The sequence below is a fragment of the Filifactor villosus genome (assembly GCF_042652965.1).
Classification (GTDB): domain Bacteria; phylum Bacillota; class Clostridia; order Peptostreptococcales; family Filifactoraceae; genus Filifactor; species Filifactor villosus.
In genome coordinates this window covers 130,748-143,378 of the sequence record NZ_JBHSHL010000025.1, presented here as the reverse complement: position 1 = coordinate 143,378, position 12,631 = coordinate 130,748, and the positions used below count along the sequence as shown (strand labels likewise).

Genomic DNA, 12,631 nt, shown 5'->3' with positions numbered 1-12,631 from the left:
GGAGCAATTCATTTGGCATCGATCGTTTTATGGTTAAGATGCCTTGTTTAATTTGTGTAGACACGCTCTAGGTTAAACAAGAATTTAGCTGCTTAGAGGTCAATGTCAGAGACATCAAGTTCGCCGGACATGAGCTTAGGTAACAATGCATCTCTAAGTTGTGATAAACGGGCATTCTCTTCTTGGTTAGATATAACGGTACTTGTCATTGGAATGACCAGTTCATTAAATTTACTGAGAGTATCTTCATCGGGCAGAGGAAGTTCTATAGCTTTGACCCTGTCTCTTGGAAGTTCCGTTTGTCCAGTGCTTCCTGTATGTTGAGCTTCAATTTCACTTTCATGAGAAAGTCCCCAAAAGCCGATATAGCTTTGTAATATTGGATCTTTTGGACGAACAATAGTTACATGGGAATCTACAGTCATGTTATTTGCTTCAAACCAAACTTGAGCAACACGCCCCAACGTTCCGGTGCCTGTAGAATTAATGAGTAGATCACCTTTTGAAATCCATTTCTCATTGATTTTCTTTGGAAGATGTCGGCGAGCGAGAGAAATGTCAATGGTGTGATCACGAATGCACTTTTGGTTAAGAACTATTTGTTCACTGCTATCATCATATTTAGGCGCGATACCTCTGGTAACTAAGCTGGAGATGGCATCAATTGTTGTAATCTTCCAGTCTTCGGGGAGAGTTCCATCCGAAAGAGCATAGTCACAAAACCAGTCCTTATAAATTGCTAATGCTTGCTCAAGTAAATTCTTGTTTATCCTATCATTGAGTGCAATTTTATCATCAAACGCCTTCAGGAATGAGCCGATTTTTTCTTGTTCAACTAATGGTGGAACATCAATTTCAAGATTCTTTACCACCTCCGTCTGCACACGCTGTCGTCCAGATGAACCGACCATAGATTTTATTGCCGGTTCTCTTACTTCTGGGCTGCAAACGAGATAGTACAAATAGTCCTTATCAGCGATTCCTTTTTTTGCTCGGAATACGATATACTCCGTTGAGCCAAAGCCAACTTCTCCATCATTTAAGATTGAGACCTGAGCTGTTTTTCCGTTTTCTAAACACGGCGTAATTCGTGCCATAATTGTATCTCCATTACGGAACTTCGTACCACCAGAAAAACATTCTTCAACATAATATGGAATATCGCGATAAAATGGGCGGAGCACATCCATAGGGATTTTCTTAGCTATAGCACCTTTTTTTACTGTTTCTCTCGGATTGAAATCTGCAATATCAGAAAGCTTCTTTTTTGTCCACTCAGATTTCATACCCAATCTCCTCCAGTTTTTCATGAATTACAAATTCGTTTATTCTTCCTTGTCCTGTATTCATAAGCTAACTCTCACTTTCAGTTTCATCTTCATCCGTTCTATAAGCATCTTCAACCGAATAAGTAGCATCATCCAGCATCTTAACATCTATGCCTACGTTGATTGTGTCCTGTGTTTTTCCCCCATCCTTCAATTCGTATATAAACTGCAAAGCTGCTTCAATATAATATTCAATTCCATTCTCGTCCGAATTCAAAGATTCAATATTATCAATGCTAATCAAATGAGCTGTAGTTGAAGTAATCAACCGTCCTTTTTCAACAAGACCAAAGTCTCGCTCTATTATCTGCACAGAAAAATCTCCAGAATTTAACCAATCAACAATTTCCTTATTTTCATCATAATCTTCAATTGGTTGATACGAATATTTGTCAATTTCCTTTGCCCACGCTTCTAACTGCACCTTAACTTCATTTTCATTTTTGCATATGAACAGTGATGAATCTGATACATTTTCTGCAAACTCCTTTAGCAGAAATTCTCCAAAAGCATTATCTTTGGAATAGTATATGATTTTTGAGTCGCGGTGTTTTAATGCAAATTCCAAAACACTTTCCCATAGCAATGCATCCTTAAATCCTTTATCAGACTTTTTGTCTTTTCCCTCAAATGGAGGCAACTTACTAAATGCACGATTTACAATGCTTTCAAACCTATTATTAGAAGCAATTGGAATTTCTATAACGCTATTTGCTCTTCCTGAAATCTCCTTCTTATATTCCTCAATCTTAATTTTTATATATTCTGGATAATTTATTGTAAGATTCTCCTGTATAGAATACTCAGGAAACTGTTTCTTTGATATTGTACTTTTATATGTAACAAGCAATTCATCATGCTTTTCTATAATCTGCTTCTCCATTTCACTCCAGACAACTGATGGGATAGCTATGGTTACATATTCATATATATCAAGTTGCTCAATCATACCAACTACATGTTCAAATGTTGCATTGAAGCTAAAAGTTGTGAAATCTGCCCTCTTTTCATATGCTTGAAACAACGCATTCGTATCAAAAATCAAACAATACGTTATTTCACTGCTTGAGCTCATATCCGATCGCCCCCAGCTTCTTCCTGATTTCGTCCTCCAGTTCATGCGACTTTGCAAACATTTCCGCAAGTTCAGATGTTAACCGATCCATCTTTTCTTCAAAGGGCTCATCGTCATCTTCCTGCTCTTCAATACCCACATAGCGTCCAGGTGTAAGGATATAATCTTGTTTCTCAATTTCAGCTGTATCCGTAACAGCACAAAATCCCTTAATATTTTCAAGTGTTCCGTCAACAAAAGCTTCATAGGTTTCTGAAATCTTATTGATGTCTTCATCCGTCAGCTCACGAAGCTTTCGGCTCACCATTGTTCCCATCTTTCGAGCATCAATAAATAAAGTCTTTCCCGGTTGTTTTTTCTGCTTATTGATAAACCAAAGTGAAACTGGAATCTGCGTTGTATAGAAAAGCTGAGTAGGCATTGCAACAATGCACTCAACTAAATCAGCATTGATAATATTCTTACGAATATCACCCTCTCCGCCTGATTGAGAAGAAAGGGAACCATTTGCTAATACCATACCAATACGGCCTGCTGGTGCAAGATGAAAAATCATATGCTGAAGCCATGCAAAGTTAGCATTCCCTGCTGGTGGTGTTCCGTATTTCCATCGCTGATCTTCTTTTAGTTTATCCAATCCCCAATCGGAAAGGTTAAAAGGGGGATTAGCCATAATATAATCTGCTCTCAACGTTGGATGACGATCATCAAGGAATGTATCTGCCGCATAGGTTCCAAGATCGGGCTCAATTCCACGAATTGCAAGATTCATCTGCGCCATCTTCCATGTAGTAGGGTTTGAGTCCTGACCATAGATAGAAATATTGCTGATGTTACCGCTGTGATTCTCAACAAACTTCGCAGACTGAACAAACATACCTCCTGAGCCACAACAAGGGTCATATACTCGTCCTTTGAAAGGTTTCAAGACTTCCACCAAAGTACGTACTACACATGATGGTGTAAAGAATTCACCACCACGTTTTCCCTCTTGCTCAGCAAACATAGAAAGACAATATTCATAGGTACGGCCCAAGATATCTTTTTCACTGCCGTGTTCAATCATCTGGATGTTGGTGAACAGGTCCACAACATCACCAAGTCTACGCTTGTCCAGCTCCGGACGTGCAAAGTTCTTAGGCAAAATATCCTTCAAACGCTTATTTTCTTTTTCGATGGCATGCATGGCATCATCGATCACCGTTCCGATTTCCGGAGTATGTGCTTTTGCTGCAATCTCACTCCAACGTGCACCAGCTGGTACAAAGAAGATACCCTCAGAAGTATATTCGTCGATATCCTCCTCGAATCCATCGCCTTCTTCAACAAGTTCCTGATACTTATCATCAAATCTATCTGAGATATACTTCAAAAAAATCAATCCCAGAACAACGTTCTTATATTCTGATGCATCCATATTGCCACGAAGCACGCAGGCTGCATCCCATATTTGTTTTTCAAATCCAATATCGGCTGTATTTTTATCTGTCATTTTGTTCTCATCCTTCCTGTTTTGCAGTTTCATCATGTTTTATCGGAATTCGCTCCATAATATCCTGTATATCGCAATCAAGGGATTCACAAATTCTAAGTAAGACTTCTGTTGTCACATTTTCATTTCTACCAAGCTTTGCTATAGAAGTAGCACTTACTTCACTCATTTCCTGTAGCTCTCGCTTTTTCAATCCCCGATCTATTAACATCTTCCAGAGTGGATTATAACTAAACTGCGTTTTTAATACTTTTTTACTCTTGCTCTTATTCTCCTTGCTCATTTTGGTTCTCCTTATTCCATGCCCAACCAAATAATTCATAACCTCCAGATTCAAGCTCAATCACCTTACATTTTTCAATTGTAGTTCTAATCTCCTCGGCATAAAATTCATAAGATCTAAAAGATACAAATGCCTGTTTTTTCTGTTCTTTTATGGAATCATAATACCTTATCAAAGCTGTAAGAGTTGGCTTTTCTATTGGATCCATCAAGTCTGCGTCATGTACAACAAATGGAATATTTGATACCGCCATATTAGCCAAATCAAATGTAATCAAGCCCCTTTGACCAGCACCACTTCCGTCATCACCTTTTGTTTCGAATGTGTAAGAATTAATCTTTTCCAAATTGAGTCTTGGTGGAATCAAATTCTTATCTCTAACAATTTTCACAGTGATTTCCTTCATTTTGTCATTCACAACGTCCTGAATATCTGAAAGCTGACTAGCAATAATTCTGTCTCTTGTTTCCGCATATTCCTTTGCTGTTTTCTTCAACTGACCAAAAGTTGTGTAATTCTCGTTAGCAGCCTTAAGATTATTTAATTCCGTTGTAATACGAGCATATTCTTTCAATACAGCTTGTGTAACGTTTGGAATATTTTTTATTTCTGCGATTTGCTCTTTTATCTTTTTAATCTCACTTCCAAGCATTACATAAGTTGTGGCAAGATCAGCTTCACTTTCCTTAAATTCCTCCTGGAGGACTTTTGATAGCCCCTGATGGAATTTATCAATTTCAGCAATCGATTTGAATTCCACTCCCGGAAAAAATCTTTCCAAATCAGAATATGATCTCTTAAAAGACTTTTTGCCTTCAGTCATTTCTTTTCTCAGGGAATTAAGCTGCATCTGCACCCTTGCTCTCTGCCTGCTATAACTAAGTAACAAACTATTCAACTCACTTAGTTGCTGAGCCTGCATACTTGTAAGATCAAGTAATCCCTTACTACTGTTTTCAGCTAATTCGTTTTCTTTGATCTGCAATTCAGCAACTCTTGCTTCATTAGCTTTATATTCTTTGTCACTGCTAGCCATTCTGATATGCTCATACGATACAGATTTTCCAAATGCTTTCTTCTCGTCTTCCGCAACCTTTGCCTGATTAATCTGCTGTTTAACAATGTCATATCTATAAAACTGCTTTAAATATCTTTTTATTTCATCTTCAACTTTTCCATCTTTTGCTTCTTGCAAAGGTCTGGACGCATCCATTGTATCGCGTCCAAACACACGAATATGTTTAGACATCAACCCTCTCCAAGATAAGCCTTCGAATTTTAAACCGTACATTTCACCAAGGAAAGCAGTATATTCTTCGATAGTCATCGATTTCTTATCTTCACAAGGTACATATTGTCTGTCACATCGAATTACCTCATTGTATTTGACAGTATTACGCATAAAAGAATATTCAATACCATCAAATTCTAAAGTAAAGCAAATGTTATGTTCTTTCACATTCTCATGCACTGCCAAACACTTGTTTATGTAGTCTTTTCCACCAAACACAAAATCAATAATCATAAGTAATGTAGATTTTCCAATTGAGTTGGATCTGTCCTCATCACCTACAATAGCATTCAGTCCTTCATGGAATGTTATAGGTGCACGTACCTCACCATCTTTTCCACCAGTTTTAAATTTATCGCAGTATATTTCAACCAACATAGTGAAGCACACCTCCTTCAAGCTCTATTTTATTTAAGACATATAGGCAATCCAAAATCTCCAGAAATTCCTGTATTCCTGACATCTTTTCTCTTGTTTTCTTATACAATTCAGAAGGTGTCATATCCTTCTTCTCCAGATATTTTAATATCACCGGAAATAATGCAAGGCTACTTTCCTTATATGAAGTTACTTTACTTGGAAATTTCATTTTTGTAAAACACCTCACAGTTCTGAATAAAAAAGCACACTACAATCCTACAAGCCATTTTTCCTTTGGTATCTCCTGCAAATGCTTTGTTATGAATCCATTCCGTCAGATTATAGATAACGTCTTCTTGGGAAAGACCGGCTTTTTCCAACTTTTGAGAACTTAATTTTACTTCCCCGGCAATATCGTCAAAGACATCTGTCATTTCCGAAAAAATGGTTTCTATGTATCTATAGTATTGAAGCACATGATTTCGCACATCATTCATTAACAACGCATCGCTGACTTTTTGATCTATTCTCAGTGCAGCATATTCTAGCTGCGGAAGCACGTCAGAAGGATTTATTGAAATCAACCCCTCTATTGCTGCTCTTATTTCTGCTTCTAATTCGATTCTATTAATTGCATTAATAGCCTTGTACTGTTTACTGGTAACTTGCTTTATCTCATAGAGTTTCTTATATTCATCAACCATAGGACTCATAAGATAGTTTTCAGAGGCCTCTTGGCTTAATGCAATTAGATTTTCCGGTGCATCTAAATTCTTAGGTCTTGGATATACAGCATTAAATGTTGCAGCAAGTTCTGATGGCAAATCATCAGGAAATATCTGAGTAATCTCGTATTTCTTCTTAGGAATACCTTTTACTTCTTCCACTAATTTTTCATGAGTAAGCGGGCATTCATAATTCACCTCTGCTAGCAATGGTGCATCCTGGTATTCAACTGCATTGGCAATGATTTTATTGTTTCGCTGAAGTACATACATGAATACTGAATACAAAAAATAAGCATCGTCTTCCGCATCATATAACCTCTGAAATTCATTTTTCTTGCGTTGTGCAATCTCAGCATCCTGAATGATAATATTCATCAATTTTTGAAGCACATCATCTTTTGTATAAGGGTTTATATCCGACATTACCTTTTGCCTAAAATATTCTTCGACTTTAACAGCAATATCGTTTCTTAACGCGGCTTGCTTTATGTCGTCTGGGACAGGATCCTTCCTGCTTACCAGGCGACTTATTTTTTTAGAATTCAAATCGGTAGTACATAGAGAGTCTTCTTGTATCGTCACCGACTCAAGCAAAAATCTACCTGCACTTTCCTGCTTGTCATGTTGTATAAACCCATCCTGCATGATTTGGATAAGTGAAGATAATGTCATTTCATTCATATGTCCAATTCCTCCCTTACATGCCCTCGGTAAAAACATGGCAAAACAGTGGCAAAACAATGGCAAATACTTTTGATTCCCTATTTTTTATAATTTAGGCATGACTTGAAGTTAAGTTTCGCGATACTTACATAGTCATATTCTATCACACTTTCAAACAAATTTCTATGCTTTTTGATGAACATTTACGCTATCACATAGTTTTTTGCATGAATTCACACTCATAAGTTAGGCAGGTGACTTTAATGACAAAATTAGAAAAAAGAATGTGGCTCACCAACATCGAGAATGCCGCTGATGCTGTGGCAGCCGAGTATGGTTCTGAAGTAGCCCAATCTGTGTTCCAACGTTACGACGCTCATGGAACATACGATTTAAGCCCTTGCTACTACAGTGAAGTTTTCGCTGATTTGGAGCTTATCGCAAACGACAACTAAAACAAAACGCCCTGAGCAAGGCGTAAAACTACTTTCTTGACCATCAACTCACCATCTTCGTGGCCACGTGGTGTGTTCGTAGTTGATGAGCAAGAGAACATTATCAATAGAGTGCCAGCTTACGAACGGCTGGTCACCGGAATGAAGCGGAGAAATCCGCATGAGGTGACCATCTATGACAATCAGAACTGGCAGCCATACCGGTTATCTCCGCTTCGGTTTAACAGCCGAAAGGAGAAAATCGAATGGCAATCAATGAAAACCAGAGTAAAGCGTATCGTATCTACATCAAGGAATCCAAGAGCTGGGTGGATGTTAACAAGGAGTTCTACACGAACTACTACCGTGAAATCAACACCTACCGTAAGCGTCAGCAGGAACATGGGCGTTGTGTCTGCCCTGCAAGCAAGCGCTACTTATGCGACATGGATTGCTTCACCTGTCCTTATGCCAAGGCTGGCGACCAGCTTTCTCTCGATAACACCGTGAGCGACGGTGACGGGAACGAAAAGAGCTGGCTTGGCGATGTACCGGATGAATCTGCAGCTATCGCTGAAGTGTTAGAGGATGCAGAGCTTCTTAATGCTCTCTACGCAAAGCTGAACGAGCTGGACCCGGAAGGCCGTCTTATCTGCCAGCTTATTATGGAAGGAAAATCGGAACGTGATTGTGGCAAGGAAATGGGCCTCTCTCGTAATACATTCGTATATCGCAGGGACAAGCTGTTCCAGAAGCTCCGCTCCGAGCTTAAGGACTACATCTAATATGAATGGTCGTCCTCTGATTTTTCAGGGGACGATTTTTCTTTTCAAAAACTCTTTTATATTTTTTCGGCCAAACGGCCATCTCACCTCCATTGAGTAGTGTAAGGCGAAACAAAGCGACCTACAGAAAGTGAGGTGAACATCGTGAATCAGACTTTTCACAACAGAAGCGGTACTGACGCAGAAGTGATTGCTACTCTCACTGCAATCAGTCAGGTATCCGCAAGAATGGCGAAGAATCTCAGAATCATCGCCGCACACAGACAAGCCGAGGAAGGAGGAACAGTAAATGTCAAAAATGAGCGATATATCTATGACCATCGAAGAGCTGAGAAATGCTGCCGCTGCTATTAACGATGCAGCAAACTGGCTCGCACAGCAGTTTTCATCTGACGATAAGCAGCAAAATGAAAATATTACTGCTAAACCAGAAAAGAAAACAAAACCTGCGCTGACTCTTGAGGAAGTTCGAGCTGTTCTGGCTGATAAATCTCGTGCCGGGCATACAGCTGAAATTCGAGAGCTTCTTAAAAAGTACGGTGCAAGCAAGTTGTCACTCGTAGACCCGAAACATTATGAAGCCCTGCTTAGGGAAGTGGAGGTGCTCTAATATGCCACCTAAAGGACATGCAATCCTCTCCGCATCCTCTTCTGACCGCTGGCTCCACTGCCCACCGTCAGCAAGACTCTGCGAAACCTATGAGGATAAAGGCAGCAACTATGCTGCAGAAGGCACAGATGCCCACTCCCTTTGTGAGTACAAGCTCCGCAAGTCACTCGGTATGGAAGCTACAGCCCCTACCGAGAATCTCGACTGGTACAACGCTGAGATGGAGGATTGTGCCACCGGCTATGCCAGCTTCATCATGGAGCTTTTGGAAGAGACCAAACAGACCTGCTCCGACCCTGTTGTTCTGATTGAACAGCGAGTGGACTTCTCTCGCTGGGTGGAACAAGGCTTCGGAACCTCGGATGCCATTCTCATCAGCGACGGTACCATGCACGTGATTGACTATAAGCACGGTCTTGGAATTCTTGTATCGGCAGAAAATAATCCGCAGATGAAATGCTACGCCCTTGGCGCACTGGAACTATTCGATGACAGCTACGACATCGATACGGTCAGCATGACCATCTACCAACCCAGACGCCAGAATGTTTCTACCTACGAGGTCAGCAAGGACGACCTGTATCAATGGGCCGATGAAATTCTGAAGCCTACCGCAGACCTTGCCTTTGCCGGTGATGGAAACTTCCTGTGTGGCGAATGGTGCGGATTCTGCAAGGCAAAGCATGAATGCCGAGCCAGAGCGGAAGCCAATCTTCTACTCGCACAGCATGATTTCAAGCTGCCGCCACTGCTCACGGATTCAGAAATCGAAGTCATCCTCTCCCGTGTCGACAAACTGATCTCTTGGGCTGGTGACATCAAGGAGTATGCACTCCAGCAGGCAATCAGCGGTAAAGAATGGACCGGCTGGAAGCTGATCGAGGGTCGCTCCAACCTCAGATACACCAGTGAAGACGCCGTGTCGAAAGCTGTTGAAGCTGCTGGTTTTGACCCTTACGAAAAGAAGCTGCTTGGTATCACAGCCATGCAAAAGCTGCTCGGTAAGTCTCGCTTCGAAGAGCTCCTTGCAGCCTATATCGAAAAGCCACAAGGCAAACCTACTCTTGTGCCGGTGAGCGATAAGCGCCCGGCAATGAACACAGCAAAAAATGATTTTATGGAGGAATACGACAATGAGTAAGAATGTAAAAATGACAAATCCAATGAAGGTTATCACTGGTCCTAACACACGCTGGAGCTACGCCAACGTCTGGGAACCGAAATCCATCAACGGTGGCACTCCGAAGTACAGTGTCAGCCTGATTATCCCGAAGTCCGACACCAAGACTGTCGCTAAGATTGAAGCAGCTATCGAAGCAGCCTACCGTGAAGGCGAATCCAAGCTCAAGGGCAACGGCAAGTCCGTACCGGCGCTTTCCGTACTTAAAACCCCTCTTCGTGATGGCGACCTTGAGAGACCGGATGACCCTGCATACGCTGGTAGCTACTTTGTGAATGCCAATGCAACCTCTGCTCCGGGCATCGTGGATGCAGACCGCAATCCTATCCTCACTCGTTATGAGGTTTACTCCGGAGTCTACGGTCGTGCCAGCATCAGCTTCTATGCTTTCAACAGCTCTGGTAATAAGGGCATCGCCTGCGGTCTTAACAATCTGCAGAAGATTCGTGATGGCGAGCCTCTTGGTGGTAAGGCATCTGCTGAATCCGACTTCGCAACTGATGACGATGATGATTTCCTTGATTAATGGAGGTGACAAACTATGGAGACAATCATGATTAGTACGATTCTTGTAAACATCTGTATCGGCTGCTTCGCTTGTGTGGGACTTGCTACTGCGGTCTCTATCATTCAGAGCATCATCAATGACCACAAGCATGAAAAGCGTGAACAGGAAAAGGACAAGCGTGACCTCGAATACCATGAGAAGCGCATGAAGGACTTTAAGTAATCTATCAACCCGATGGCGGTGGCCCCCACTGCCGCCATCGACATTTTCGACAAAAGGAGACAAGCTATGAATGAATTTGTAGAAACATTGAATCTCTTTATTGGCAATGTCATCGCCTATACCTTTTTGGTAGCGGTATATGGTTTCATCATCTACAACGTAGGGAAAGTCATTCTCTACCTTATCCGCTATGCGGTATACCATATCCGCCGTGACATCAATAAATACAAATCTAATAAAGATAAACAGTAACACGGCAGGCGGCAGGGATTTCTCTGCTGCCTGTTTTATAGAAAGGACAACCTCATGAAAACACTCAGTATTGATATTGAGACCTACAGCGATGTACCTCTTCAGAAGACCGGTGTCTATCGTTATGTAGAGTCTCCCAATTTTGAAATCTTACTCTTTGCCTACAGTGTAGACAACCAGCCCGTTCAGGTTATCGACCTCGCCTGTGGAGAACAGATTCCCAAAGCGGTCCTTCTTGCCTTGGAGGATGAAGCTGTCATCAAGTGGGCCTTCAACGCTACCTTTGAACATATCTGCCTCTCTCGCTTCTTAGGTTATCCGACCGGAGAATATCTGGAGCCGGAAAGCTGGCGTTGCTCCATGATATGGGCCGTTACGATGGGACTCCCACTCTCCTTGGAAGGTGTCGGCGCTGTTCTGGGTCTGGAAAAGCAGAAGCTCTCAGAAGGAAAAGACCTCATCAAATATTTCTGCCAGCCTTGTGCTCCCACGAAAACCAATGGGCAGCGTACAAGGAATCGCCCCTTCCATGCTCCGGACAAATGGGCCATGTTCAAAAAATATAATATTCGTGATGTAGAGACCGAAATGGGTATCCAGCAGCGTCTTGCAAAGTTTCCGGTACCAGTTCAGGTCTGGGATGAATACCACATGGACCAAGAAATCAACGACCGTGGTGTACGTTTAGACATGGAGCTTGTTGCTGCTGCCATCGAAATGGATACTCGCTCCAGAACGGAACTGACCGAAACCATGAAGAAAATCACAGAACTTGAGAATCCTAACTCCGTCCAGCAGATGAAGGCTTGGCTTTCTGACAATGGTTTGAAAACAGATACTCTTGGCAAAAAGGCTGTGGCAGAGCTTCGAAAGTCTGCTCCTCCAAAGCTCTCACAGGTTCTCAACTTAGAGCGTGTCTACGCAATACTTTACAAAACGTAAAAAATGTGAGATACTCGTATAAAACAGAGGAGGTTTTATACGATGGAACAGCTACAAAATAGGCATGATTTAACCGATGCACAGTGGAATAGAATTGAACCGATTATCAAACAGCACTTAAATAAACGAGGTGGATCAAACGCCAATGACAACAGGGTGTTTGTCAATGCCTGTCTATGGATCGTAAGAACCGGCTCCCCTTAGAGAGATCTCCCTCCTCAGTACGGCAAGTTCAATGCGGTCCATCGCAGATATAAACGATGGTGTGACAACCACATTTGGGAATATATCTTTGCAGAACTCATAACGGAACCCGACTATGAGTGGCTGATGATTGATGCTTCCCATTGCAAAGTCCACCCTCATGCTTGCGGAGCAAGGGGAGGAAACGAAGCAATAGGGAGGACAAAAGGGGGCTCAATACCAAGATTCACCTTGCGGTGGATGCGCATGGTATGCCACTGCGAACTCTTGTCAC

At 41.7% G+C, this 12,631-nt stretch carries 16 protein-coding genes and 1 pseudogene; 10 read left to right on the top strand and 7 right to left on the bottom strand.

Annotated features, from left to right (window positions below; translation table 11 throughout):
• Positions 1-92 precede the first annotated feature (92 nt).
• The 7 genes from ACFO4R_RS07595 to ACFO4R_RS07565 all read right to left on the bottom strand — a co-directional run bounded on the left by ACFO4R_RS07595 (position 93) and on the right by ACFO4R_RS07565 (position 7,238).
• Positions 93-1,286, bottom strand: coding sequence for a restriction endonuclease subunit S (locus ACFO4R_RS07595; protein ID WP_379788471.1), 1,194 nt, complete (start codon positions 1,284-1,286; stop codon positions 93-95).
• A 67-nt stretch (positions 1,287-1,353) separates the two neighbouring features.
• Positions 1,354-2,403: a PIN domain-containing protein gene (locus ACFO4R_RS07590; RefSeq protein ID WP_379788470.1), complete on the bottom strand. Its 1,050-nt coding sequence runs from the start codon at positions 2,401-2,403 to the stop codon at positions 1,354-1,356.
• Positions 2,387-3,895: a class I SAM-dependent DNA methyltransferase gene (locus tag ACFO4R_RS07585; protein ID WP_379788469.1), complete on the bottom strand. Its 1,509-nt coding sequence runs from the start codon at positions 3,893-3,895 to the stop codon at positions 2,387-2,389. The genes ACFO4R_RS07590 and ACFO4R_RS07585 overlap by 17 nt, the downstream gene beginning before the upstream one ends.
• Before the next feature lie 7 nt (positions 3,896-3,902).
• Positions 3,903-4,178, bottom strand: coding sequence for a helix-turn-helix domain-containing protein (locus tag ACFO4R_RS07580; RefSeq protein WP_195395844.1), 276 nt, complete (start codon positions 4,176-4,178; stop codon positions 3,903-3,905).
• The gene (locus ACFO4R_RS07575) at positions 4,162-5,847 is read right to left on the bottom strand and encodes a DUF2326 domain-containing protein (RefSeq protein ID WP_379788468.1); all 1,686 of its coding nucleotides are present in this window, start codon (positions 5,845-5,847) and stop codon (positions 4,162-4,164) included. The genes ACFO4R_RS07580 and ACFO4R_RS07575 overlap by 17 nt, the downstream gene beginning before the upstream one ends.
• The gene (locus ACFO4R_RS07570; RefSeq protein ID WP_379788467.1) at positions 5,837-6,058 is read right to left on the bottom strand and encodes an ABC-three component system middle component 7; all 222 of its coding nucleotides are present in this window, start codon (positions 6,056-6,058) and stop codon (positions 5,837-5,839) included. Before ACFO4R_RS07570 ends, ACFO4R_RS07575 begins: the two co-directional genes overlap by 11 nt.
• Complete coding sequence (locus ACFO4R_RS07565; RefSeq protein ID WP_379788466.1) at positions 6,042-7,238, bottom strand: ABC-three component system protein; 1,197 nt, start codon at positions 7,236-7,238, stop codon at positions 6,042-6,044. Before ACFO4R_RS07565 ends, ACFO4R_RS07570 begins: the two co-directional genes overlap by 17 nt.
• Positions 7,239-7,483: 245 nt before the next feature.
• Between ACFO4R_RS07565 and ACFO4R_RS07560 the strand changes: the two genes are divergently transcribed.
• The 10 genes and pseudogenes from ACFO4R_RS07560 to ACFO4R_RS07515 all read left to right on the top strand — a co-directional run.
• Complete coding sequence (locus ACFO4R_RS07560; protein ID WP_379788465.1) at positions 7,484-7,675, top strand: hypothetical protein; 192 nt, start codon at positions 7,484-7,486, stop codon at positions 7,673-7,675.
• Positions 7,676-7,920: 245 nt separating this feature from the next.
• On the top strand, positions 7,921-8,439 hold the full coding sequence (locus ACFO4R_RS07555; RefSeq protein WP_379788464.1) for an RNA polymerase sigma factor: 519 nt from the start codon (positions 7,921-7,923) through the stop codon (positions 8,437-8,439).
• A 144-nt stretch (positions 8,440-8,583) separates the two neighbouring features.
• Positions 8,584-8,793, top strand: a complete 210-nt coding sequence (locus tag ACFO4R_RS07550) for a hypothetical protein (RefSeq protein ID WP_379788463.1) — start codon at positions 8,584-8,586, stop codon at positions 8,791-8,793.
• Positions 8,729-9,049: an rRNA biogenesis protein rrp5 gene (locus tag ACFO4R_RS07545; protein ID WP_379788462.1), complete on the top strand. Its 321-nt coding sequence runs from the start codon at positions 8,729-8,731 to the stop codon at positions 9,047-9,049. Before ACFO4R_RS07550 ends, ACFO4R_RS07545 begins: the two co-directional genes overlap by 65 nt.
• Position 9,050: 1 nt before the next feature.
• Positions 9,051-10,190 carry a DUF2800 domain-containing protein gene (locus ACFO4R_RS07540; RefSeq protein ID WP_379788461.1) on the top strand — a complete coding sequence of 380 codons (1,140 nt, stop codon included), beginning with the start codon at positions 9,051-9,053 and terminating at the stop codon, positions 10,188-10,190.
• Complete coding sequence (locus tag ACFO4R_RS07535) at positions 10,183-10,755, top strand: DUF2815 family protein (RefSeq protein ID WP_379788460.1); 573 nt, start codon at positions 10,183-10,185, stop codon at positions 10,753-10,755. Before ACFO4R_RS07540 ends, ACFO4R_RS07535 begins: the two co-directional genes overlap by 8 nt.
• Positions 10,756-10,770: 15 nt before the next feature.
• Positions 10,771-10,959, top strand: a complete 189-nt coding sequence (locus ACFO4R_RS07530) for a hypothetical protein (protein WP_379788459.1) — start codon at positions 10,771-10,773, stop codon at positions 10,957-10,959.
• Between the two features lie 66 nt (positions 10,960-11,025).
• Positions 11,026-11,211 (top strand): hypothetical protein, encoded by a 186-nt coding sequence (locus ACFO4R_RS07525; protein ID WP_109771078.1) that lies wholly within the window; start codon positions 11,026-11,028, stop codon positions 11,209-11,211.
• Between the two features lie 54 nt (positions 11,212-11,265).
• Positions 11,266-12,153, top strand: a complete 888-nt coding sequence (locus tag ACFO4R_RS07520) for a hypothetical protein (RefSeq protein WP_379788458.1) — start codon at positions 11,266-11,268, stop codon at positions 12,151-12,153.
• 42 nt (positions 12,154-12,195) lie between these two features.
• Positions 12,196-12,631, top strand: a pseudogene (locus ACFO4R_RS07515) (IS5 family transposase); the annotation flags it as partial.